20 protein-coding genes are annotated in these 23,460 nt (G+C 47.8%); 5 read left to right on the top strand and 15 right to left on the bottom strand.

Annotation, left to right across the window (positions count from 1 at the left end):
• The first annotated feature begins 12 nt into the window (after window positions 1-12).
• The 3 genes from ppnN to INR79_RS13180 all read left to right on the top strand — a co-directional run bounded on the left by ppnN (window position 13) and on the right by INR79_RS13180 (window position 3,158).
• The gene (gene ppnN / locus INR79_RS13170) at window positions 13-1,377 is read left to right on the top strand and encodes a nucleotide 5'-monophosphate nucleosidase PpnN (RefSeq protein WP_022551297.1); all 1,365 of its coding nucleotides are present in this window, start codon (window positions 13-15) and stop codon (window positions 1,375-1,377) included.
• 78 nt (window positions 1,378-1,455) lie between these two features.
• The gene (xni, locus tag INR79_RS13175) at window positions 1,456-2,226 is read left to right on the top strand and encodes a flap endonuclease Xni (protein WP_223094610.1); all 771 of its coding nucleotides are present in this window, start codon (window positions 1,456-1,458) and stop codon (window positions 2,224-2,226) included.
• 179 nt (window positions 2,227-2,405) lie between these two features.
• The gene (locus INR79_RS13180; protein WP_223094612.1) at window positions 2,406-3,158 is read left to right on the top strand and encodes a DNA/RNA non-specific endonuclease; all 753 of its coding nucleotides are present in this window, start codon (window positions 2,406-2,408) and stop codon (window positions 3,156-3,158) included.
• Between the two features lie 94 nt (window positions 3,159-3,252).
• On the opposite strand, the gene rnd is transcribed toward INR79_RS13180, so the two are convergent.
• The 8 genes from rnd to INR79_RS13220 form a co-directional block, all read right to left on the bottom strand.
• On the bottom strand, window positions 3,253-4,368 hold the full coding sequence (gene rnd / locus INR79_RS13185; RefSeq protein ID WP_022589976.1) for a ribonuclease D: 1,116 nt from the start codon (window positions 4,366-4,368) through the stop codon (window positions 3,253-3,255).
• Window positions 4,369-4,512: 144 nt separating this feature from the next.
• Window positions 4,513-6,195 (bottom strand): long-chain-fatty-acid--CoA ligase FadD, encoded by a 1,683-nt coding sequence (fadD, locus tag INR79_RS13190; RefSeq protein ID WP_223094613.1) that lies wholly within the window; start codon window positions 6,193-6,195, stop codon window positions 4,513-4,515.
• A 104-nt stretch (window positions 6,196-6,299) separates the two neighbouring features.
• Complete coding sequence (locus INR79_RS13195) at window positions 6,300-7,154, bottom strand: alpha/beta fold hydrolase (protein WP_223097019.1); 855 nt, start codon at window positions 7,152-7,154, stop codon at window positions 6,300-6,302.
• Window positions 7,154-7,699 (bottom strand): Slp family lipoprotein, encoded by a 546-nt coding sequence (locus INR79_RS13200; protein WP_004407431.1) that lies wholly within the window; start codon window positions 7,697-7,699, stop codon window positions 7,154-7,156. The genes INR79_RS13195 and INR79_RS13200 overlap by 1 nt, the downstream gene beginning before the upstream one ends.
• 89 nt (window positions 7,700-7,788) lie before the next feature.
• Complete coding sequence (locus tag INR79_RS13205; protein ID WP_022551301.1) at window positions 7,789-8,085, bottom strand: hypothetical protein; 297 nt, start codon at window positions 8,083-8,085, stop codon at window positions 7,789-7,791.
• A gap of 56 nt (window positions 8,086-8,141) precedes the next feature.
• Complete coding sequence (tsaB, locus tag INR79_RS13210; protein WP_223094615.1) at window positions 8,142-8,843, bottom strand: tRNA (adenosine(37)-N6)-threonylcarbamoyltransferase complex dimerization subunit type 1 TsaB; 702 nt, start codon at window positions 8,841-8,843, stop codon at window positions 8,142-8,144.
• Window position 8,844: 1 nt separating this feature from the next.
• Window positions 8,845-10,794: an ATP-dependent DNA helicase gene (locus INR79_RS13215; protein WP_200766833.1), complete on the bottom strand. Its 1,950-nt coding sequence runs from the start codon at window positions 10,792-10,794 to the stop codon at window positions 8,845-8,847.
• Window positions 10,795-11,176: 382 nt separating this feature from the next.
• Window positions 11,177-11,374, bottom strand: a complete 198-nt coding sequence (locus tag INR79_RS13220; protein WP_223094617.1) for a hypothetical protein — start codon at window positions 11,372-11,374, stop codon at window positions 11,177-11,179.
• Window positions 11,375-11,852: 478 nt separating this feature from the next.
• On the opposite strand from INR79_RS13220, the gene purU reads away from it, so the two are divergent.
• The gene (purU, locus tag INR79_RS13225) at window positions 11,853-12,686 is read left to right on the top strand and encodes a formyltetrahydrofolate deformylase (protein ID WP_004407423.1); all 834 of its coding nucleotides are present in this window, start codon (window positions 11,853-11,855) and stop codon (window positions 12,684-12,686) included.
• 62 nt (window positions 12,687-12,748) lie between these two features.
• Here purU and INR79_RS13230 read toward each other — a convergent pair whose 3' ends face one another.
• Window positions 12,749-13,351 carry a VOC family protein gene (locus INR79_RS13230; RefSeq protein WP_223094619.1) on the bottom strand — a complete coding sequence of 201 codons (603 nt, stop codon included), beginning with the start codon at window positions 13,349-13,351 and terminating at the stop codon, window positions 12,749-12,751.
• A gap of 218 nt (window positions 13,352-13,569) precedes the next feature.
• On the opposite strand from INR79_RS13230, the gene argS reads away from it, so the two are divergent.
• On the top strand, window positions 13,570-15,303 hold the full coding sequence (gene argS, locus INR79_RS13235; RefSeq protein WP_223094621.1) for an arginine--tRNA ligase: 1,734 nt from the start codon (window positions 13,570-13,572) through the stop codon (window positions 15,301-15,303).
• Between the two features lie 91 nt (window positions 15,304-15,394).
• On the opposite strand, the gene INR79_RS13240 is transcribed toward argS, so the two are convergent.
• The 6 genes from INR79_RS13240 to INR79_RS13265 form a co-directional block, all read right to left on the bottom strand.
• On the bottom strand, window positions 15,395-16,957 hold the full coding sequence (locus tag INR79_RS13240) for an ABC transporter substrate-binding protein (RefSeq protein ID WP_223094623.1): 1,563 nt from the start codon (window positions 16,955-16,957) through the stop codon (window positions 15,395-15,397).
• A 77-nt stretch (window positions 16,958-17,034) separates the two neighbouring features.
• Window positions 17,035-18,117: a DUF917 domain-containing protein gene (locus INR79_RS13245; RefSeq protein ID WP_004407414.1), complete on the bottom strand. Its 1,083-nt coding sequence runs from the start codon at window positions 18,115-18,117 to the stop codon at window positions 17,035-17,037.
• Window positions 18,114-19,673 (bottom strand): hydantoinase/oxoprolinase N-terminal domain-containing protein, encoded by a 1,560-nt coding sequence (locus tag INR79_RS13250; RefSeq protein WP_223094625.1) that lies wholly within the window; start codon window positions 19,671-19,673, stop codon window positions 18,114-18,116. Before INR79_RS13250 ends, INR79_RS13245 begins: the two co-directional genes overlap by 4 nt.
• A gap of 31 nt (window positions 19,674-19,704) precedes the next feature.
• Complete coding sequence (locus INR79_RS13255) at window positions 19,705-21,357, bottom strand: dipeptide ABC transporter ATP-binding protein (RefSeq protein ID WP_223094627.1); 1,653 nt, start codon at window positions 21,355-21,357, stop codon at window positions 19,705-19,707.
• Between the two features lie 2 nt (window positions 21,358-21,359).
• Complete coding sequence (locus INR79_RS13260; protein WP_223094630.1) at window positions 21,360-22,280, bottom strand: ABC transporter permease; 921 nt, start codon at window positions 22,278-22,280, stop codon at window positions 21,360-21,362.
• A gap of 1 nt (window position 22,281) precedes the next feature.
• Window positions 22,282-23,304 carry an ABC transporter permease gene (locus INR79_RS13265; protein ID WP_262415350.1) on the bottom strand — a complete coding sequence of 341 codons (1,023 nt, stop codon included), beginning with the start codon at window positions 23,302-23,304 and terminating at the stop codon, window positions 22,282-22,284.
• Between the last annotated feature and the right edge of the window lie 156 nt (window positions 23,305-23,460).

Consider the following 23,460-nt stretch of genomic DNA (forward strand, 5'->3'; position numbering starts at 1 on the left):
AAGGAGGAGCCTATGATTACTCATATCAGCCCTGCAGGCAGCATGGATTTGCTGTCTCAGATCGAAGTAGAACGTCTAAAAAAAACCGCCTCTAGCGAGCTTTATCAACTCTACAGAAATTGCAGCCTCGCAGTTCTCAATTCCGGCAGCCACACTGACAATTCCGAAGAGCTGCTTGATAAATACAAGTCATTCGACGTGAGTGTCATGCGCCGCGAGCGCGGCATCAAACTGGAACTCAATAACCCGCCCGATCATGCATTCGTCGACGGCACCATTATTACGGGTATTCAGGAACACCTTTTTTCTGTGTTGCGAGACATCGTCTACGTCAATATGCATCTCGCGGACAATCAGCGCCTGAACCTGACTAACGCAACTCACATTACCAACCTAGTCTTTGGTATTTTGCGTAATGCTGGCGCGCTTCATCCGGGTATCGATCCTAACCTAGTGGTGTGCTGGGGTGGTCACTCTATCAATCCAATCGAGTACCAATACACACGTGAAGTGGGTCATGAGCTCGGATTGCGAGAACTCAACATCTGTACTGGGTGTGGTCCCGGAGCAATGGAAGGACCAATGAAAGGTGCCGCTATTGGGCACGCTAAGCAACGTTACGATGCCCAGCGTTATATTGGCTTAACCGAACCTTCTATTATTGCTGCTGAGCCGCCTAACCCAATAGTGAATGAGCTCATCATCATGCCGGATATCGAAAAACGTTTAGAAGCGTTTGTGCGCATGGCTCATGGAATTGTGATATTCCCAGGTGGTGCTGGAACCGCAGAAGAGCTGCTTTACATTTTGGGGATCATGTTGCATCCGGAAAACGTCGATCAGCCGATGCCGATCGTATTAACTGGACCGAAAGAAAGCGAAGCTTACTTCCGATCCATTGATAAATTTATCGGGGACACACTAGGTGAAGAGGCGCAAAGCCGCTATCAAATCGTCATTGGGGATCCAGAGAAAGCAGCGCGAATCATTAAAGAAGCGATGCCGGAAGTTCGTGAACACCGTAAAGAAACGGGCGATGCCTACAGCTACAACTGGTCACTGAAAATTGAACCGGAATTCCAACTGCCATTTGAACCGACACACGACAATATGGCCAATCTGGATTTACATCTCAATCAGAAGCCAGAAGTTCTGGCAGCAAAACTTCGTCAGGCTTTCTCGGGCATCGTTGCAGGTAATGTCAAAGCAGAAGGTATCCGGGAAATAAAACGCAAAGGACCTTTTGTTATCGATGGCGATCCGACTTTGATGAAGAAAATGGACCGTTTACTGGCGGATTTTGTCGAACAGCAACGAATGAAGCTTCCGGGTTCGGAATACATTCCATGCTACAAGATTGCGCTATCTGACCACTAGCGTCCTTCCTCTATGGTCAACATCCACCGATTCCAATACACTAAGGGGCATACGCCCCTTTTTCTTTAGAATTCAAAAATGTCGATTCATCTTGTCATCATTGATGCGCTTAACTTAATCCGAAGAGTTCATTCTGCGCAGCCCGATCCAAACGATATCGCCCGCACCATCGAAACCACTGGCAAGACCCTGAATCGCATTTTGTCTGAAGCAAAGCCTACCCATATCATCGCCGTATTCGATCACCACTTACAAAACCGAGGGTGGCGAGCGGATATTCTTCCCACATACAAAGAGAATCGCAAACCCATGCCGGAGCCTCTGTTGAATGGGCTGGATGCAATTCAGGAAGCCTGGTGGCAGTTAGGGATCGATTCTTTACTTTCAGACGGTGATGAAGCGGATGATCTGGTCGCAACTTTGGCGTGTAAGGTGGCGAACCACGGTGAAAAAGTCACCATTGTGTCGACGGATAAAGGGTATTGCCAACTGCTTTCCCCTACCCTGCAAATTCGGGATTACTTTCAGCATCGCTGGCTGGATGCGCCTTTTATCGAAAACGAATTCGGTGTAAAGCCGGAACAACTCGCCGATTACTGGGGGCTAGCTGGCGTCAGTTCCAGCCAGGTTCCAGGCATTCCGGGGATCGGTCCTAAAGCAGCGAAAGAAATTCTGAACCTATACCCTGATATCGAAACAGCCGATGCATCGGAAGACCTCCCGGCAAAATACCGGAAGAAGTTTGACGAGCATTTCGAGTCCGCAAAGATTTGCAAGCAGATCTCTGCTCTTAAAACAGACATGGAGCTCGGATTTAATCTGCAAGATATCCGCTTTTCTAAGAATTAAGCTGCATTTCGAGTCAATTAAATACGTTTATAAAACCTGTTGTGTAATCCGTTTCATTCACAAGCTAAACACTTGGCTAGCCTTATCTTACAAAGTACTGATTAGTTTAGAACCGGATTCACAGTCTTATTGATAGATTTCGTTATTTTTAATTCTCCTAATAACGGAGATAAAAAATAATGAAAACACTTTTCCTGCTCTCTATCACTGCCATCCTTTCGTTCCCAACATTCGCGCAAACGTGCGCCAAACATCTTGAGAAAGGATTACCGTCAGCTCAAAGCGATCAAATTCTGTGTCGTGACGGCTATGCGGTGGGCTACAACTACAACACCAAAAACGCAGACTGGGTGGCATACCACATCACCGCAGACGGCGTGAATGTGTCCATTAAACGCAAAAACGCATTCAAAGCCGATCAGGAGTTACCAGAATATGCCCGTTCCACTCTGGCTGATTATCGAGGTTCTGGGTACGACAGAGGTCACCTTGCGCCCTCTGCGACGATGGACTTTACTCGACAGTCCATGCTGCAAAGCTTTCTGATGAGCAACATGTCTCCACAGTTACCTGGGTTTAACCGAAATGGCTGGAGAATACTGGAGGAACATGTCCGCGATTTAGCAAACGAATACCAGGAACTGTACGTGGTCACAGGTCCAATCTACCAAGGTGGAGAAAGCATTATCGGTGATGGCGTCATCATACCTAGTGCGTTTTACAAAGTGATCCTCGATCCGAACCACGATGAAGCGATTGCCTTTATTGTTCCTCATCAAGAGGTGACGGGCGCAGAACTCGAAAGCTTTATTGCGACCATCGATGAAGTTGAAAGTCAGACTGGGCTGGACTTTTTCTCGACCACGCCAGATACCATTGAAGACAGCATGGAATCTCTTGAGTGGACTCAAATGTGGCCAACAAGCCATTAAGAGCACTTAAAACATTGCTTCAATAGCCAAAAAATCCAATCGATAACCGATTGGATTTTTTCTATTAATCTGACTTATTTTTGAAGCCTTTATATCATACAAGCTTATCCAGACGCTCTCCAAAGAGCTCTTTTCTCCACCCTTGCATTACGTCTGGCACGCTGGCTGGATTTCTGTCTTTCTTCCATACCCAACTGATTAGCTGATTGATCTGTTTTTTCGACGCCAGGAACTCCGTCGCTAATCCGCTTTTTTGAGACGCTTTTTTGACTTCGTCTTTCAGCTGTTTGAATAGCTGCTTGTAACCCGGCTTATCCATCAGTCTCTCAATCACATCTGGGTGCTCATCTTGTGGCACCTGTTCACCCTTTTTCACCATGGAAATTACAGTATTGCCATGGCGGCGAATTTCGCGATGATCAAAACCTTGCTGCTCCATTTGCTTCAAGCCCTTGATGCCAAATCGAGCGCATGCCCACAGGTTTTGCTCGCGAAAGACAAAGTTCAGCGCCAAGTCGCGTTTTAACGCTTCTTCTAAACGCCACTGAGCCAGAATTTTAAGGATGGCGAGCTGGTTTGGTCTGAGCTGCCAGGCACCTTTAATGTCCAGATAGGCTTTCTCTGGGTTATGGGTAACCACGCGTTTAGATGCAATCAGATCCGATTCCTGCTGAGCGGCTTCCCACCAGCCTGCGTCTTTTACCGCAGCTTCCAGCTTTTCATACATTGGCAGCAAATAATGCACATCGGCTGCTGCATATTCCAATTGCTTGTCCGTTAAAGGTCTTGCTAACCAGTCGGTTCTGGCTTCGCTTTTATCCAGCTCGACACCTAAGTACTCTTTCACCAATGCCGCGAACCCAGTCGACAAACCGTGACCTAAAAACGCAGCCATGATTTGTGTGTCCATCATAGGTACTGGAATGGTGCCAAACACGTGAGCAAACACTTCTAAATCTTCTCCGCAGGCATGAAGCACTTTCAGCACTGACGTGTCTTTCAGAAGGTCAACAAACGATGTCATGTCGGAAATGACAGTAGGATCAATGAGGGAAAGCACATTACCATCAAATAGCTGAATTAAGCCAAGCTGAGGGTAAAAAGTGCGGGTTCGGACAAACTCGGTATCCAGCATCACAGTATCGGCGTCGCGCGCAGCTAAACAAACAGCTTCCAATGCTTCTTTTGTATCGACTATTTGGTAGTTCACTTTATTCTCTTATTTATCATTCTGGATATACCCAAACCATTCATCAGGTCAAAGAGTGGTTGGGTTACCAACAAGCATAAAAAATGCCAGCAATTGCTGACATTTTAACACTCAAAGAGAATTTATGCTGAGCTTTCAACCGACTTAGGCTGAGGCATTCTCCTGATTTTCTTCACGAAGCGCTCTTCTCAGAATTTTACCGACGTTGGTTTTCGGTAAGTCATCGCGGAATTCAACCACTCTTGGAATCTTGTAGCCAGTCAGGTGTTCACGGCAGTGACCAATCAATTCTTCCTTGGTCAGGCTAGGATCGCGCTTCACAACACAAATCTTCACTACTTCACCAGACACTTCATGCGGCTCACCGATTGCTGCCACTTCAAGCACTTTACCGTGCAAAGAAACCACATCTTCGATTTCGTTCGGGTATACGTTAAAGCCAGAAACCAGGATCATGTCTTTCTTTCGGTCCACGATATGCAGGAAGCCGTTTTCATCGAACTTCACAATGTCGCCAGTAGAAAGCCAGCCATCCTGATCAATCACGTCTTTTGTCGCTTCAGGGCGTTGCCAGTAACCCTGCATCACCTGTGGTCCGCGAACCTGTAGCTCGCCTACCTGATCATTCGCAAGTACCTGACCTTCATCGTCTACAATTCGAACGTCAGTAGAAGGCACAGGCAAACCAATTGCACCGCTGTATTCAGTTGAATCATGCGGGTTTGCTGCCACAAGTGGTGCACATTCGGTCAGACCGTAGCCTTCCAACAGGAATCCACCCGTGATCTCTTTCCATTTGTCGGCAACAGCACGCTGAACTGCCATGCCACCGCCCACTGCAATGCTTAAGCGGCTGAAATCCAGTTCTTTAAAGTCTTCGTTGTTCACTAACGCATTGAACAATGTGTTCACGCCCGTGATCGCCGTAAACGGGTATTTTTGCAATTCTTTAATGAAACCTGGAATGTCACGCGGATTGGTGATCATTAAGTTGCGACCGCCAAGTTCGATGAACAGCAGGCAGTTCACTGTCAGCGCGAAGATGTGATAAAGCGGCAACGCGGTAACCACCAGCTCACGACCTTCCGTCAGAACTGGTCCGTATGCGCCTTTGGCCTGCATTACGTTAGCCAACATATTGCGATGCGTTAACACCGCACCTTTAGCAACGCCGGTTGTGCCGCCAGTGTACTGCAGAAATGCAATATCATCTCCCGACATAAATGGCTTCACGTATTGCTCTCGGCGACCTTTGCGAATCGCCTTACGGAACGAAATCGCGTTAGGCAAATCGTATTTCGGCACCATGCCTTTCACGTATTTGACCACGAAGTCCACCAATGTTCCTTTCGCACGCGGCAACATCTGACCCAAGCTAGTCAAAATCACGTGTTTAATTGGAGTATTGTCGACCACTTGCTCTAGCGTATTGGCAAAGTTCGATACGATTACGATGGCTTTTGCGCCAGAGTCGTTAAGCTGATGCTCTAACTCGCGCGGTGTGTACAGTGGGTTTACGTTTACTGCAATCAGACCCGCACGCAAAATACCGAACAGAGCAATCGGATATTGGAGTAAGTTCGGCATCATAATAGCGACGCGGTCGCCTTTCTGAAGCTTGAGTTCATTTTGTAAATAAGCAGCAAATGCTCGGCTTCGCTCTTCCAGTTTACGGAAGGTCATCACCGATCCCATATTCATGAAGGCAGGCTGGTCGGCATATTTATGTACCGATTGCTCAAACATCTCTACCAGTGATGGGTAGCTATCCGGATCAATGGTTTCTGGTACGTCACTCGGGTAACGTGATAGCCAAACTTTATCCACAAATAAACTCCTCAAACTTGACTCACCGTTATATACGGCTCCAATGAACCGACCTATTACAGCACAGTCATTCGTATAGTGATACGAATTAATCAAACACTTGTTTAAATTTTGTTAACCAAATCCACAATCAATTGACTGACCTGATCTGAGCACTCCAAATGGCAATGATGACCGCCCGGAACAGTAAACCAGAATTCGTTTGGTTGACCGCTCTTATCCATACTTTTTAATTTACTGAACCCTTTTTCACCCAATATCACCAGATGAGGGCAGTTGAGGCTATCCAGTACATTCTGGCGATGCGGCGCTGACATGCGGTACAGAGAGTCGCATTTTAGTTTTTCATCGTGTCGCCAGAACCAACGATCTTCAACCTGCTCAAGAGCCCGGTATACCAAGGGTCGAATAAGGTCTTGTGATACTTGTGCCCTCACAGCACGCAATCGGACAGCATCTTCCGGATCTGACAGGCTTTTGGTGGGTTTGTCGCGATGCTTTAGACGGCTTTCAATACCAGAACGCAGCCTTTTCACACCATTTTCTGCTTCTTCAGCCAGAGGACCATACCCTTCAATTTCGACCAGAGCAGCGATCTTTTCAGGAAACGCGGCACTATAACAACTTGTGACTAATGCACCAAGCGAATGCCCCACCAAAACCACTTCATTCGCTGAAAGTTTCAACAAAGTGCGGTGAAGATCGTCTATATAGTCATGAAAAGGATAAAAGTTGTCCTCTCCCTTAGAGCTGGAAAGACCGTGCCCAGGCAAATCTATCGCAATCAAATGCCAGTCTGGCTCTGACTGGAGCATCGACGCCATCACTGAGATAAAACTGGCGGCGTTGTCCATCCAGCCATGAACAAAAACGACCGTCTTAGCGGCCGTTTTTGCATTACCCATTTCAATGGCTGTGATGCACTGATGCTCATCCAGCCAGTATTGTGTTTGTTCCATCATTTCACTTCTTGAATGACTTTTGCCTTACTGGAACCCAGTCGGCTTGAGCGGCAGTGAATACCGTAGCAAGGGTACAGATAAGTATCAAAGTCATGAATGATCACAGACTCTTCAACCTTCCACAAATGCATTCCGTAAGCATTCATCACTGGGAATGTATATTCAAACTCCCCTACTTTGCCTTTCTCTGTCGGTTGAGATTTACCTACTACAGTGACCACCCGACCTTCAGCAAAGGTAACGGGATCGACAAACCCTTCAACGTAAGCGACAAAGCGACCATTGGCATCGGTACTGATGTCTGGTTTTCCAGTTTTGCTGATGGGCAAGTTTACCACTTCAATACGAGACTGCTTTTCCAAATTGGTAACACTGGCAATCAAACCGCCCAAGCGAACATCCACATTCTGTTCAGAAGATGACGCAAATGTAGGGTAATCGGTAATCACATTTTCAGATTGGGCTGTGAGCTGTTCTGGCAAGCTGGAACAGGCAGAAATAAGAAGGGCGGATAGGATAAGAAGGGATCGGCGAACTGACATAACATGCTCCGACAATTAAGACTGATATCAACTATATCAAACTGATACACCTAAGTAACTTGATGTTACGTTGGTATTCGGTCTGAAATTCAAATATAGATATCAACCCCCAAAAGCTGGGCAAGTTCCTCTTTTTTAGCCTGGTTCATCACATCCATATACTCTTCCATCGCCCGACGAGAGCGCCCTTCAGGTAGGTCATATTGGATTTGTGCTTTATGGATATCCGACTCATTCACATGGCGGATAGTTTTGGCAACGGCGTCCGCAACCTTAGTAGGTTGACTTGTAGGTTGCTTCCCATCATTTTTCTTAACCTTAGACTGCTTTTGCGTCTTGTTGGTATTGGGGACAACAACTGGAGGTAAACCGTTAATGGATGCCATAAAAGTCCTTTGGTTTTATACCTGAGCCCGAAAAACAAGCTCAGGTATACTCGTTTTTACTCTTTACCCGGCAGCTTTTTCCAAGCCACGTTATCACGTAAATAAACCGGGCTAGATTCCTCCACTGGAACCTTATTTCCTTTCGCGAATTCGAATTGTGCCAGTACTACCATGTCCTGAGCATCTGGATAAAGCACATCTCCAGCGTCAGTAGAAATGGGTAATCCATTCATTTCTTCTGAGTAAGCGTCCCAACCGGTGCCCGCTTTCGTCCAAATCTGACCATCGTCCGTCAAGTTTTCTGCCAGTACAGAAGGTGGAACCACACATTCGGCGTCGTGTTCTGTCCATTCGCCACTTTCTTGACGCACATAGCGGCTCCAGTACACTTCACTCATTCGCGCATCGATAGCCACTGCCGCTGAGGCTTTGCCATGCACGCGGTAAGTCGCCTGTGCCATAGCCTTCATGGTTGATACACCAATCATAGGCAAATCCGCACCGAATGCTAAACCTTGTGCAATACCAATGCCAATTCGCACACCCGTAAAACTGCCCGGTCCACGTCCGAACGCCAAAGCGTCCAGATCCTGAAGCATCACCCCTGCTTCTTTTAGTACTTCATCTACCATAGGCAGCACTTTTTTGGTGTGGTCACGAGGTGCAACTTCGCTTCTTGCGTACAGTTGACCATCGACTATCAGTGCCACAGAACAGTTTTCCGTTGCGGTGTCTAAAGCTAGAATTTTTGCGCTCACATTACGCCTCAAGTTTTTCATTTGTTTCTTGTTGGGATGAATCAATATCTTCAAGGAATTCACTGATGATTCCTAAATCCCGTGTTCTTGGAATAGGCGGCAGGCTTCGTAAGAACACTGCGCCGTAATCACGCGTAACCAGCCGGTTATCGCAAATGATCAATGCCCCCTGATCTTTCTTATCTCGAATCAGACGCCCGACTCCCTGTTTTAAGGTAATCACCGCATCTGGAATCTGAACTTGATTGAAGGGTTCGCCGCCGCTGAGCCGACAATCTTCAATTCGAGCCTTAAGTAAAGGGTCATCTGGTGCCGTAAAAGGAAGTTTGTCGATGATAACACAGCTCAGTGCGTCGCCTCTCACATCGATCCCTTCCCAGAATGCCCCAGTCGCCACCAGCAAAGCGTTACCGAGTTCTAGGTACTCTGCTAATAGTTTCTGCTTGGTGGTTTCTCCCTGCATCAACACAGGGATAGAAAGCTGTTCCCGGAACCGCTCCGCCAGCTCGCGCATCATACTGTGGGAGGTGCAAAGAAAAAAGCATCGACCGCCGTTTTTCTCAATAACGGGTCCTAACATTCTGGCGAGCTTATCCGCCATACCGGGGCTATTGGGCTCAGGTAAGTACCTTGGCACACAGAGCCTGGCTTGCTGCTCATAGTCGAACGGGCTAGGTAAAGAGAATTGCTGAGAAGGCGCGAGTCCTAGCCTTTGCGTGAAATGGCTAAAATCATCCTGAACAGCGAGCGTTGCAGACGTGAAGATCCACGCCCCCTGCTTCATCTCAACCTGCTCTCGGAATTTTTCGGCAACAGAAAGCGGCGTAATGTGTAACGAGAAATGTCTTGGCGAGCATTCAAACCAGTAGGAATACCCGGTAATACTCACTTCACAGACTCGCTCAATGCGCGCTTTGATGGCATTGGCTCTTTCAAACGCGGCGTCCAGAAGCTCACTTCGACCCAAGGCAACTTTTAGTACGTCGATGGCTAAATCCAGCACATCTATCAGCCTTGTTGTTTCACGCTCAATAGAAGGGGATTTCATGGCTTCACGCCAGTTTCCTCGAAAACCCGGTTCTCCTAATACTAAACGCATGTCCATGGCAGACTGAACAAGCCTATCTGCTACTTTCTGCAACTGCCTCATGTCTTTGGCTTCAGTGCGGTAACCGATTTCGATGTCTTTGGATAATTCTTGAATTTGACGGCTAGAGATCGATGAACCAAAGTACTGGCTGGCGATATCTGGAATCTGGTGTGCTTCATCGAACACAAACACATCCGCCTCGGGGATCAGTTCACCAAACCCGGTTTCCTTGATCGCCAAGTCTGCCAAAAACAGGTGGTGGTTCACCACCACTACATCGGAATCCATGGCTTTCTGGCGCGCTTTGACCACAAAGCAATCCTGATAACTGGGGCATTCTTTGCCTAAGCAGTTATCGTTGGTTGAGGTGATGTCAGGGATGACAGGGCTGTCTTCGGCAATATCACTGCACTCCCCCAGATCTCCACTTTTGGTCTCCGACGCCCAGCTCCGCACTTTCACCAGTTGAGACAGTAATGTGGAGTCCGCTTCTACTGAGTGACTTTCCACCATCTGGCGGCTTAATCTGTCTAAACACAAATAGTTCGAACGCCCTTTCAGCAACGCGACACTGCCATAGAAGCCAAGAGCATCAGTCATTAAAGGGAGATCGCGGTGAAAAAGCTGTTCCTGAAGGTTTTTGGAACCGGTGCTGATGATCGTTTTTTTCCCGCTAAGTAAAGCAGGAACCAGATAAGCAAACGTCTTGCCTGTTCCTGTTCCGGCTTCAACGACAAGCTGTGACTGCTCTTTGATGGATTTTTCCACAGCGCGCGCCATATCAAGCTGAGCCTGACGAGGCTGAAAGCCTTTGATTGCTTTACCTAATGCGCCATCGGAGGAAAAAGTTTTGTCGATCATAAATCCTGAAGATTGGGGTCTGTGAACACTAGGGTCTGTTAACCTTTCGAGCTGATTTTTGCAGCCATTTGTGGGTTCTTTATACAAGGCAGCGCTTATTCGGTGTAGTCACTCTACATCAATAAGCGGTAACGCAGTAGAAAGGAGCCACAAATGCTGCCCAAAGGGTTCGTTTCTATGTGCTTTACTCTTTGTTGCAAGGTATTTGCTTAGAATGACTAAGCTACAGACCTTGCGCCGCGATTAAAACACATAGAACTCGAACAAAATTTAACCGCGAAAGGTCAACAGACCCTAAAGAGAAAGACCGAATTATGGCAGGTTTAAAGCAAGGGCGCGAACTCAAATTGAGATCCGCGCCCTTCAGTAATCACTTTGGCTTTTATTTACGGTTTAGGTAGCGCTCAAGCCATGCGGGTCCTTGGAAAGAATCGTCGCTCATCAGTGCATTAGCGGCTTCAGAAGGTGTGGCTTTTTCTTCCCAGAGCTGGATGAGCATATCTTCATCGATATCGTGATTCCCAACAAGAGACGTGACGCGTTCTACATACAATCTACGGGCTAACAGTTCTTTATCCATCAGAATCACCTCTTTGATATGCAGGAGTAAAAACCATTGAGTTTCTAAGCAGACTCCTGAACTTGCTTATTTTGTTGAAACCACCGTCATAATAGATTAATTATAGACAACATATTGAGGCTCACACCGCGAATTCTTTTTTATAAAGCCCACTCTTGTCTCAAAAAGGTATACCCAAGTGACCTCAAGATGCAGGATTCAGAGCGACATATTCTGGTTCAATTCAAGGAAAAGAACGCAGCGGAATGACAAGTCCTTTCCAAGTTCTTTGACAATGAAGTGGAACAGAATATGCGCTCCCAAGGGCGAGTTTAACTGGCTTTCACACTGCGTTACCGATTCTTGATTTAGAGCCACTAAATCTACAAATCGGTGTCTTGTCTGAAAGCCAGTTAATTCTCGCTGAACCAGGCACCTTGAGGTCACTTGGGTATATATTCGGAAATCAAAAAAATTATTACAGGAAGTAACCAAAAAAATGCAACGAAAAACGCTACTTACGCATTGTAATGATGCCCCCGGACTCATCTCCAAAATCACCAATATTTGCTATAAGCATCAGCTCAATATTATTCATAATAATGAATATGTTGATAATTCAAGCGGTCATTTTTTCATGCGTACCGAACTTGAAGGCTACTTTAATGATGAGACTTTCTTACTCGATTTAGACCAGGCACTACCAGAAGGCGCAAAAAGAAAACTGGTCGGCTCAGGTCGCAAAAAGGTCGTCATTTTAGTGACGAAAGAAGCGCACTGTCTGGGTGACATTCTGATGAAGAACTATGACGGCAGCCTGGATATAGACATTGCAGCGGTCGTCGGCAACTACGATACCCTTCAGAATCTGACGGAAAAATTCGACATTCCATACCACCATGTGTCCCATGTGGATCTGTCTCGTGAAGAGCATGAGCAAAAAATGCTGGAAGTGATTGATAGTTACGACGCAGATTACCTGATTCTGGCAAAATACATGCGCGTGCTTACGCCGTCGTTCGTTGAACAGTACCACCACAAGATCATCAATATTCATCACAGCTTTTTGCCTGCCTTTATTGGCGCAAAACCTTATCAGCAAGCGTTTGATCGCGGTGTGAAGATCATCGGTGCAACCGCGCACTTCGTCACCAACGATCTGGATGAAGGTCCAATCATTAAGCAGGACGTGATTCCAGTCGACCATAATTTCAGCGCATCCGATATGGCTCAAGCGGGACGCGATGTTGAGAAAAACGTGCTCAGTAAAGCCATCAATAAAGTGGTAAATGATCACGTGTTTGTTTACGGCAACAAAACTGTGATTCTGTAAAACTCATTGAAAAACAAAAACGGCGAGATAATTTTATCTCGCCGTTTTTGTCGTAACCTAAATTAAAGTTCAGATTGTTCTGATGCCACTACGTCTTTCAAAGAATGCGGATGGAGCTTGATACAGACTCCGTTGTATTTAAAGGCAACAGTAGGATTTGGCAGCCGTTCTCCCTCCCCTTTAGGGCTGGAAAGCTTCATTTTCACGCCCATTTCCGACAATTGCGGTAAAACTTGGCTGAATTGAGGAAATTGCTGCTGCAAAAACAGCAAATAGTCGTCAGCAGACTGCGCGGTTGATGGAATAACGAACTCCACATGCTCCCAGGATTCTTCTGGATAAGTTTTCCCCGACGCTGGATAGGGCAACTCCAGGCACTCAATGTCCCAACGGCTGGCGTTAAGCAAATCATTAAATGCTAACACTATGATTGGGCGACCATTAATCTGTGCTGATGAAATCTCCTTTCCCCAGCTAAGCCAAGCTTGGTGCGCGGCTTTTGCCGTCTCTGAATCATTTATTCGAAGCGCAATATGATCGGCTTGATAATCCGTTAAGTCGATTTGAATTAGCTCCGCCAACGCTTCAATTTTCTTCATAAATTCGGGTAGTTGGCTGACCATATTTTCTGGCATTAAGTCCTTGCGAACAGAGAGAGGAGACATGGATTACTCACTAAAATCTGATTTTCCGGCAATTCTATCAATATCGCAGCGAAAAGTAGAAAAAATCATTTTTTTCCGACTACTAGAGCCGAGAGAAAGTTGGTATGATTAACGCCATTTTGTGAACTAGAACAAGTATCCATTCCCTCTCCACCAAATATGTGGGTTAACTCTGCGGGAATGCATCAGAGCAATTCTTAGAATTGAAGGAAACTCGAGTGAATATCCAAGCACTTATTAACGACAAAGTATCTCAGGCTCTCGAAGCCGCTGGCGCACCTGCAGGCAGCCCTGCCGCTGTTCGCCAATCAGCAAAAGCACAGTTTGGTGACTACCAGGCAAACGGCGTAATGGGCGTAGCAAAAAAACTGGGTACGAATCCTCGAGAATTTGCACAAAAAGTACTGGATGTTCTTGACCTGGAAGGCATTGCGAGCAAAACCGAAATCGCAGGTCCGGGTTTCATCAACATTTTCCTAAGCGAAGAGTTCCTGGCAAAACAAGCAGACGCTGCACTGGCAGACGAGCGTTTGGGTGTGGCGAAAGACGAAGAAAAAACCATCGTTGCTGACTACTCTGCGCCAAACGTTGCAAAAGAAATGCACGTAGGTCACCTGCGTTCTACCATTATCGGTGATGCAGTAGTCCGCACACTGGAGTTCTTGGGTCATAAAGTGATTCGCGCCAACCACATCGGCGACTGGGGCACACAGTTCGGTATGCTTATCGCTAACCTTGAACGTGTACAGCAAGAGTCAGGTGAAGTTTCGATGGAGCTTTCTGACCTAGAAGCCTTCTACCGTGAATCAAAGAAACTGTACGACGAAGATGAAGAGTTCGCCGTTAAAGCACGTAACTACGTTGTGAAGCTGCAAAGCGGCGACGAATTCTGCGCAGAGATGTGGAAGAAGCTGGTTGATATCACCATGATCCAAAACCAGCGCAACTACGACCGTTTGAATGTTTCTCTGACTCGTGATGACGTTATGGGCGAGAGCAAGTACAACGACATGCTTCCTCAAATCGTTGCTGATCTTAAAGAAAAAGGTCTGGCGCAAGAAGATGACGGCGCACAAGTTGTATTCCTAGACGAGTACAAAAACAAAGACGGTGAGCCTATGGGCGTTATCGTTCAGAAGCGTGATGGCGGTTTCCTTTACACCACAACCGACATTGCCTGTGCTAAGTACCGTTACGAGCAGCTAGGCGCTGACCGTGTACTTTACTTTATCGATTCACGTCAGCATCAGCACCTGATGCAAGCGTGGACTATTGTTCGTAAAGCACAGTACATCCCTGAGTCTGTTTCTCTTGAGCACCATGCATTCGGTATGATGCTCGGCAAAGATGGCAAACCATTCAAAACTCGTGCTGGCGGTACAGTTCGTCTGGCTGATCTTCTGGATGAAGCGGAAGAGCGCGCAGCAAAACTGATCGAATCTAAGAACCCAGAGCTGGCTTCAGAAGAGAAAGCGAAGATTGCTAACACTGTTGCAATGGCAGCCGTGAAATACGCCGACCTTTCTAAGCATCGTACGACCGATTACGTGTTCGACTGGGACAACATGCTGGCATTTGAAGGCAACACTGCGCCTTACATGCAATACGCCTACACTCGTGTTGCGTCTGTATTTGCAAAAGCTGGCGTTTCTATGGATTCGCTTGAAGGTGAAGTAAAAATAACTGAAGAGAAAGAAAAAACACTGATCGCGAAACTGCTTCAGTTTGAAGAAGCGGTGCAGTCTGTAGCTCGCGAAGGTCAGCCTCACATCATGTGTAGCTACCTGTTCGAACTGGCAGGTCAGTTCTCTAGCTTCTACGAAGCTTGCCCAATCCTGATTGCCGAAGACGAAGCCGTGAAGCAAAGTCGTTTGAAACTGGCTGCGCTAACAGCGAAAACCATCAAACAAGGTCTGTCGCTGCTGGGTATCGAAACCCTGGAACGTATGTAATCTGGCTGACAGCTAAATCATCAATAAAAATCCCTCGAACTGTTCGAGGGATTTTTTTATTTGAACGTCCTAAATCAAGATAAGTTAAGGATTAATCACACACCCAGCTCATACGGGAGAAATCAAAGTAAAAACTCTGCATTGGTATGTAATTCAGCCCTTTCAGACATTTGTGTACACCAAGCTTATCCACCGAATTTTGCAGGAAGATATCGACCTGATTGTCGACCAGATATTGCTGAACCTGCTTGTAGATTTCATTGCGCTTGGCAGGATCGTTTTCCAGCCTTGCCTGTTCAATCCAGCTATCCACTTTTGCATCTTGCAGCCACGACATGGAAGCCCAACTACCTGACGCATCTGAGTGGTATTGGTTGAAGAATACCGCGTCTGGTGATGGGTACACTGGCTCGTAAAAGATCTGATTCACATGCGGGGTGGTTTCAGGTTTTGACGCAATCTCCGTCACTCTGTTCCACGGGTCTTTTTGCAATGTGGTCTTGAACCCGATGGTTTCCAGAGTCGATTGCAGTAGTAAGGCTATTTCTTCCTCAAACGCCGCACCTGCGACATACCCGAGCACTAATGGGATTTTGCCTTTGCCCGCGTATTTCGACTGGTCAACGTACTGCTTGGCTTTATCCAGATTAAACTCAGGCAGCTTAAGTGAATCAAGATAAGCCGATTTAAATGCGGGAGGCAAAGGTCCTGCCAGAGGTTCACCTTCGTAAATCACTTCATTGATGGTGGCGTAATCCACAGCGTATGCGATCGCTTTTCGAATGTTCACATCGTCGGTAGGCGCTACTTTGTTGTTCAGCTTTATATAGAATCCGGTCGCGGTTTTCTGTTTGTCGATTTCGTAGTTTTTCAGCTTCGCCAGTGCCGAATAGGTTTCTTCTGCCTGATAAACACTGGTGAGATGCAACTCTTCCTTGTTTGCCAGCGCTTTAACTGTGGCTTCATCATTGGTAACCAGCAGACGAACCTTATCTATTGGTTTATCACCAAAGCTACCGTGGTATCCGGTGTAGCGTTCGAGCATCATCCGGCTGCCACGTTGCCAGCTCACTTTCTTATAAGGCCCTGCTCCTAGCACGTTCTCGGCAATGTAGTCTTCAGCCCATTTGTCGCTGCCACCTGCTTCCATGGCTTTGTCACTGTTCACGACAAACAAAAGCGGGGTGGTGGCTAAAAATGCGGATGACGGTTCAGTAAGACCAATCTGAACGGTCTGCCCGTCCACCGCTTTTAACTTATCCAGGTCAATGCTTTTCGAGAAGAAACCCGCCGGACCTTCGTTAAGGGTCAAGAGACGTTGAATGGAATACACCACATCTTTAGCTTCCACCGAACTGCCATCGTGGAAAGTTGCGCCTTTTTTCAGGTGAAACAGATAGGTTTTCCCGTCTTCAGAGACTTCCCAACGCTCTGCCAGTAAAGGGGCAATATCGCCGGATGTATTTACCGTTGTCAGACCGTCATACAGGTTTACCGCTCCCATGTATTCGGTGTAGTCCGTGATTTTCGCCGGGTCGATGGTTCCGATTATCTGAACCATACTGACGGTAATCTCCACGGGTTTGTTGTCTGCGGCGACAAATGGTGCAGACAAGACACCAGCAAGTGCCAGCGCTTTTGTTGCTTTCTTCATAACCTCTACTCCATGTTCTATTTAGCCCGCCATTCAGCGGGCAAACTTCCTTCCGTGTTGCCTTGAATCGATCAAAGTTACCCTTGATCGATCAAAGGTCGGTATTCGATTTCTGGATAGCCAAATGCCGCAGGTCCAACAACTTCCAGTGCTCGCGGCGTACAAAGCAATGGATGACAAGGGATTCCGACCACGGCGACCTTCTGTCCATAACGAAGAACGTCGGTGGTAATGGCATGACCGGTATCAATGTTTAACACCACAATCAGATCCGGAACGCTGACCATGGTTTTGCCATTCATTCGAAACACCAGATTTTCATTCTGAATATCGATGTTGGCTTCTTCACCTTGGTATTCACTCAAACCTTGCAAAGTGAGCTGACCCACGGTGAAGCCGGAACGCATGCGACGCTCCAAGTCGACTATTTTGCCTTTGAAAAGCATCACGCCGTTTTCTGAATTCATGATGACATCGATAGGATTGCGCTTGGCTTCATTCGCCTCCATGACCGCTTTCCCTAGTCTCAGCGCCTGACTGACGGTGCCCGGAATGGCGTATTTTTTAACAAACGACCCTTTCATTGGCGCTTCTGCCATGGCGGCACTCCCCCCCATTTCCACAACTGTGGTTCGGGCAAGGTTTTCAAGCCAGTATTCGTCTTTTAGTTTCTGGAATACCACGTTGTTACCGTGGCAGTCAGACATGGCGGCTGGCATGCTGCAATGACCGTACATGCTGAACGTTGTCATCTGCATCTCAGGAAAGGCACGTCCCATGCCGTCGCCATCGACTACAGGCAAGTCGAGCTGGGCAGCTGCGGTCATGGGTTTGATTCCATTTGCCCCTCCGATTTCAACAGAGATAATGGCGTCTACTTTGCGCCCGGTTTCCCGTTCCAGAATCTCCACAACCCTTTTCAGCTCTTCGCCTTCATTGATTTTTTCAACTGAAACCGCTGGAGCGCCAATTTCACCAATCGAAACCACCAGCGCATCATCAGGCAGCTCTTCCATCGACATCAGGCGAATTCGTCGCCCTTGACGCAACTGTTCTAGTACCTCTAACTTCCCGTAGTAAGGGTTACCTCCCCCGCCAGTTCCGAGGATTGCCGCACCAATTTCGATGGCTTCGATGTCTTGTACTGTCAGTTCTTTCATGATCCCACCTTTAAATCGCCCACAACTTTTAAGCGCACTCTCGTGGCATTACCTGGCAGGTACGCCAACGGCACATCTTCCTTTTCCACCACTTCGATTGATTCCGGCATCGCTCCTGCGTGAATAGCTCGTTCCGTTGCTTCTTGTTCAGCCTGAGAAAACGCTTCTTCACGGCTGATCTCCGCTAAGCTGTAGACTCTGTCTACCTCACCGCTCACCTGAGCAATTGCCGCCCCTACCGCATTAGCAACGTGGAAATGAGGCGGTCGAATCACTTTCAAATCCCCGACCTGCTCTTTCACCAACACACTGCCGCCGCCAACTGCCAATACCGGAATGGGCGTTTTGGATAAGCGGTTGCTTTCTACCGCATCAAAAATCAGTTCGTCGATTTGCTTGCTGCACTCTTCGAGAAGTTCGTCAGACAAATCATCCACTGAGGAGTGATCACCGAGTTCCAGTTGCCCGAGAGCCACCGCAATGTCCGACGTGGTAAGCGTATTACCACCAAACACCAGAGCTTCTTTACTCAGGCGGTAGCCGACACTGTCAGGCCCTACGCTAATCAGCCCATTTTCCTGATGAATTCGGGTCCCGCCACCCAGACCAATGCTCACCATATCAGGCATACGGAAATTGGTTCTCACACCACAGATGTCGACGTGCGCGTTTGCCTGACGGGGAAAGCCATTCTGAAGCAGACCAACATCACTGGTTGTGCCGCCTACATCCACGACGATGGCGTCTTTCAAACCAGAGAGAAACGCAGCCCCTCGCATGGAATTTGTGGGGCCACTGGCAAACGTCAGCACGGGGAATTTTTTCACGTAAGTTGCGCTCATCAATGTGCCGTCGTTCTGGGTAATATAAAACGGGCAGTAAACACCGCATTCATTGAGCGCATGTTCGAACGCTTTAACGGTTTTCTCGCTCAGTTCACGCAGACTTGCATTCAGAATGGCGGCGTTTTCCCGCTCCAGAAAACCGATGCGCCCAACATCCACCGAACAAACGATGTCAAACTCTTCCCAGACTGAACTCAGGATTTCTGCTGCTCTGCGCTCCATATCATCATTGACCGGACCAAAGACACAATTCACCACCACATGGCGGATCCCCTTATCTTTCAGCTCATTAGCGATGTCAGTCAGTGCCGATTCATCAAGAGGATTGATGGCTCTGCCATCAAAGTTGTAACCGCCTTCAATTTCGTAGTGGTGGCGTCCGATGGCATCTACCAGCCCTTCTGGCCATTGGGCCATGGGAGGAATTGCTGAAGAGCTAGGCAGTGCCAATCGGATCACCGCTGTCTGGGTTAACCGGGTTTGTTCAACGACCGCATTGGTAAAATGCGTTGTCCCAATCATTACCGCACTCAGGTCTTTCTTATCCACTTTTCCTGTGCTTAGTACTTGATTGAGTGCTTCTTTCACTCCGCTGGTCACGTCCTTGGTGGTGTTCATTTTCACCGACGCAAGCAACTCGCTTCCTTTCATTATCACGGCATCCGTGTTGGTGCCGCCGACGTCGATACCGACTCGTAAATCTAAAGACATGAAAAACTCCGTTTTATCTTCCTTTGCCTCGCTAAAGTGAGGGCTTGCTGTTTTGTTCTTCTTCACTCAACACCGGAATGGCGTTTATCAGGCGTCGGGTATAGGGGTGTCTTGGTGACTCAAATACGCTGTCTGGCTCGCCTTCTTCCACCACCTTGCCGCGTAGCATTACCGCGATCTGAGTGCAGAAATTCCGCATCAGGCTTAAATCGTGAGAGATAAAGATGTAGGTCAGACCAAGTTCGTTATGCAGACGCCTGAGCAGCTCAATCACGCTCTTTTGAACCGAAACATCCAATGCTGACGTGGGTTCATCTAGTACCAGAATTTTTGGATTTGCGGCCAATGCTCTGGCAATGGCGACCCTTTGCTTCTGACCGCCAGAAAGGTTTCCGGGATAGAGTTCTGCATGGTGCTCCGTGAGCTCCACCATGTTCAGAATCTCCAGAATTCGCTGATTCAAAGCCTCCCCTTTCAGCCCGGCGATAAACTTAAGCGGCACTTCGAGAATTTGTCTTACACTGCGCTTAGGGTTCAGCGAGCCTCCGGGGTTCTGATACACCATCTGCACGGCATGAGAACCGTGTTCCGACTGGTATTCACTCAGGCTTTGCTGACCAAAATTCAGAACGCCGGATGTGGGCGATTCCAGCCCCATGACCATTCGGGCTACAGTGGTCTTTCCCGAACCAGACTCGCCTGCCAGCCCGTAGATGTCACCATCACGAACCGTCAGTGACACATCCTGAACCGCATGATTGGTATGAATCGGGCGATATAAAAGGTTCCTTTCCGTGACAAAAGATTTGCTCAGAGAAGCAATGTTCAAAAGTGTTTTGCTGTCTGGTCTTGGCGTTGAGTGAACATTCGGGCCATATAAAGGAGGAACAGCAGCAAACAGGCGCTGAGTGTAAGGATGACAGGGCGTTGCAAACAGATCCGTTACGCTGCCATGCTCAACAATTCGACCATGCTGCATCACGTACACATAATCGGATGCCTGACGGACTACCCCTAAATTATGGCTAATCAGAAGCAGCGCTAAATTCTCTTCTTCCACCAGCGTGTTGATAAGACGAATAATTTCAGCCTGGGTAGTCACATCCAGCGCCGTCCCTGGTTCATCGGCTATCAGCAATTTGGTTGGATGAAGTAATGCCATGGCGATCAATACACGCTGACGCATACCACCGGAAAGCTGAAACGGGAAGCTCTTGTACACGCGTTCTACTTCATTGAGCTGCACCTTCTTCAGCGCTTCATAAATGGCTTCCTGACGCTGCGCTTTACTGCGCGATACACCCTCACGCTTATCAACGTATTTAAGAACGTCATCAAGGTGCGTTCCGATACGAAAAACGGGGTTAAATGAAGACAGAGGATCTTGCTGAATCATTGACATGACAGTGCCTTTCAGCCCTTCTCTCTCCTCTTTGCCCAGTTCAAACACGGACCGCCCTTCAACGTCTATTTCTCCGCCAAGTACCCGCGCAGTTCTTTCTGGCAGATTACCAATCAGGGCTTTGCTGGTCACACTTTTTCCTGATCCTGTTTCTCCAACTAATGCCACTCGCTGACCGGGCTGGATCTGGATGGATACGTTATGCAAAACCTGCTTGGATACGCCATAGTTTTCAAAGCTGACATTAAGGTTGCGGATATCGACCAATGCATTATTCGCCATCGTTAAACCTCCACATCCAGCATGTCCCTGAGACCATCGCCCAAGAGGTTAAAACCGAAAATGGCATACAATATGGCGGCACCTGGAAGCAGTGCTTCCCACCAGTATTCCGGCAGGTATTCTGCTCCTGAAGCCACCATGGTTCCGAGATCCGGTGTAGGAGGCTGAACCCCCAACCCAAGGAAGCTCAGTGTGGCACCAAACAGAATGACGAATCCCGCATCGAGGGTCGATTTCACGGTGATCGCCCCCATGCAGTTGGGAAGTAACTCTTTAACCAAGATGTGGTACGGGCTGGCACCCGCCATTTTTGCTGCCTCGATGAATTCCTCTGTCATCAGGCTTTTTGCCAGTCGGTAAACCAGCCGACAGTGCCAGTTCCACCACAAAAAGGAGATCGCAATCATGGCATTGGTTAAGTTGGGTTCCAAAACGGCTGTAATAGCCAGCGCTAAGGCAAGAGGTGGCACCGCAAGCAACATGTCATTCAACCGCATAATCGCAAATTCAACCCAGCCACCCGCATACGCAGCCAGAAGCCCCAGCGTGACACCAATGGGTATGGCAATGCCTAGCACACCAAATACGAGTTTCAGGCTGACCTGATAACCGAAAATCACTCGTGTAAAAATGTCTCGTCCGACGTTGTCAGTACCAAACCAGTACTCAGAGGATGGTTCTAAATGACGAGCTCGAAAATTCACATAGCTGCCTACCTGATCCGCATAGGGAGAAATCCAAGGAGCAAACAGCGCAGACAACACCACACTCAACACAATAAACGCGCCAATGATCGCCATTGGGTTGGCAGAAAATCTGCGCCAGTATTTCTGAAAAGAGGTGGTGGTATGAGCCTGTTCATTTACAGACACTTCTTCGGAGCCATTGGGTAGTGTGGTCAATGAATCGGATTGCTGATCCATATTAGCGGGCTCCTTTGAGTCTGAGTCTTGGATCGACAATGGAGACGAGGATGTCGATGGTCAGGTTGGCGACGATGAAAATCACACCAGACACCAGAACCACTCCCATTACCGCGTTGAAATCGTTGTGGAGAATGGTGCGCACTCCGTAACTGGCGATCCCTGGCCACGCGAATACCATTTCGACCACAAAAGCGTTGCCAATCAGAGACGCAAACTCCAACCCAAGAATGGTAAGTGGCGCAGAGGCACTTAATCGCCATAAGTATTTAAAAGTAATGAGAGGTTTAGGTACACCTGCCGCTCGCAAGGTATCCACATGATCGCGATGAGCAAACTCAATCACACTTGAGCGAGTAATGCGCATCACCTGGGCAATGCCCGCTGCGGACAGTGCAATACTGGGTAGCAGCAGATGCTGAAAGCCATCAAGAAAAACATCTCCGCGACCCGCCAGTATGCTATCGACCAGTATCAGACCCGTGACATCCGCTTCAAACGCCAGATCAGCATCCAACCGCTCCAAAACAGGCAGGTCAATCACCCCAATACTGGCAAGCAGTTGAAAGATTATCGCCAATAAAAATGCGGGCGTGACCACCCCCATCAACGAAAGCAGTCGAGAGCATTGATCTATCCATGAATTTTGTCGGTAAGCCGCCAGTACTCCCAGAGGGATTGCGATGACGGTCATAAGGAAAACAGTGCAAATCACCAATTCTAGTGTGGCAGGAAGGGCGTTAGTAATATCGCGAGCCACAGGCTGCCCTGTGAGTAGGGAATCTCCCATGTCGCCTTGCAACACACCGGATATATAGTTGAAGTACTGAGCTGCTGCAGGCTGATCCAATCCCATTTCATGGCGCAGAGACTGAACCTGCTCATCTGTGGCAAGCGGCCCAAGCGCAATCCGAGCTGGATCCCCGGGGATTAGCCGGGCGACAGTAAAAATAATGACCGAGAGACCGAACAAAACCAGCGCAAATCCTGCGACTCGCTTTGCCAGCATCCTGAGGACTTCCATGTGCTGACTCCATATAACATCCGGCTTCCTGCCGACTGCTTTTTGTACAATAAATACAAACTAACAGCCGTCCTGAAACAGCAACAAGCACACTTTTGGGTAGTTTTTTAACTAATTCGGGTAGGAAAGCAGTAATGAAATTCAAAGCAGATGCGC

Source organism: Vibrio sp. SCSIO 43132 (genome assembly GCF_019904195.1).
In the GTDB taxonomy this organism is placed as follows: Bacteria; Pseudomonadota; Gammaproteobacteria; order Enterobacterales; family Vibrionaceae; genus Vibrio; species Vibrio nigripulchritudo.

Excerpts from the sequence above, each read along its gene's own strand:
- ppnN (WP_022551297.1), top strand. The coding sequence starts at position 13 with ATGATTACTCATATCAGCCCTGCAGGCAGCATGGATTTGCTGTCTCAG.
- INR79_RS13265 (WP_262415350.1), bottom strand. The coding sequence starts at position 23,304 with ATGGAAGTCCTCAGGATGCTGGCAAAGCGAGTCGCAGGATTTGCGCTG.
- INR79_RS13215 (WP_200766833.1), bottom strand. The coding sequence starts at position 10,794 with ATGATCGACAAAACTTTTTCCTCCGATGGCGCATTAGGTAAAGCAATC.
- INR79_RS13200 (WP_004407431.1), bottom strand. The coding sequence starts at position 7,699 with ATGTCAGTTCGCCGATCCCTTCTTATCCTATCCGCCCTTCTTATTTCT.
- INR79_RS13255 (WP_223094627.1), bottom strand. The coding sequence starts at position 21,357 with ATGGCGAATAATGCATTGGTCGATATCCGCAACCTTAATGTCAGCTTT.
- INR79_RS13205 (WP_022551301.1), bottom strand. The coding sequence starts at position 8,085 with ATGGCATCCATTAACGGTTTACCTCCAGTTGTTGTCCCCAATACCAAC.
- INR79_RS13260 (WP_223094630.1), bottom strand. The coding sequence starts at position 22,280 with ATGGATCAGCAATCCGATTCATTGACCACACTACCCAATGGCTCCGAA.
- INR79_RS13180 (WP_223094612.1), top strand. The coding sequence starts at position 2,406 with ATGAAAACACTTTTCCTGCTCTCTATCACTGCCATCCTTTCGTTCCCA.
- purU (WP_004407423.1), top strand. The coding sequence starts at position 11,853 with ATGCAACGAAAAACGCTACTTACGCATTGTAATGATGCCCCCGGACTC.
- INR79_RS13240 (WP_223094623.1), bottom strand. The coding sequence starts at position 16,957 with ATGAAGAAAGCAACAAAAGCGCTGGCACTTGCTGGTGTCTTGTCTGCA.
- INR79_RS13245 (WP_004407414.1), bottom strand. The coding sequence starts at position 18,117 with ATGAAAGAACTGACAGTACAAGACATCGAAGCCATCGAAATTGGTGCG.
- INR79_RS13220 (WP_223094617.1), bottom strand. The coding sequence starts at position 11,374 with ATGGATAAAGAACTGTTAGCCCGTAGATTGTATGTAGAACGCGTCACG.
- xni (WP_223094610.1), top strand. The coding sequence starts at position 1,456 with ATGTCGATTCATCTTGTCATCATTGATGCGCTTAACTTAATCCGAAGA.
- INR79_RS13230 (WP_223094619.1), bottom strand. The coding sequence starts at position 13,351 with ATGTCTCCTCTCTCTGTTCGCAAGGACTTAATGCCAGAAAATATGGTC.
- INR79_RS13195 (WP_223097019.1), bottom strand. The coding sequence starts at position 7,154 with ATGGAACAAACACAATACTGGCTGGATGAGCATCAGTGCATCACAGCC.
- INR79_RS13250 (WP_223094625.1), bottom strand. The coding sequence starts at position 19,673 with ATGTCTTTAGATTTACGAGTCGGTATCGACGTCGGCGGCACCAACACG.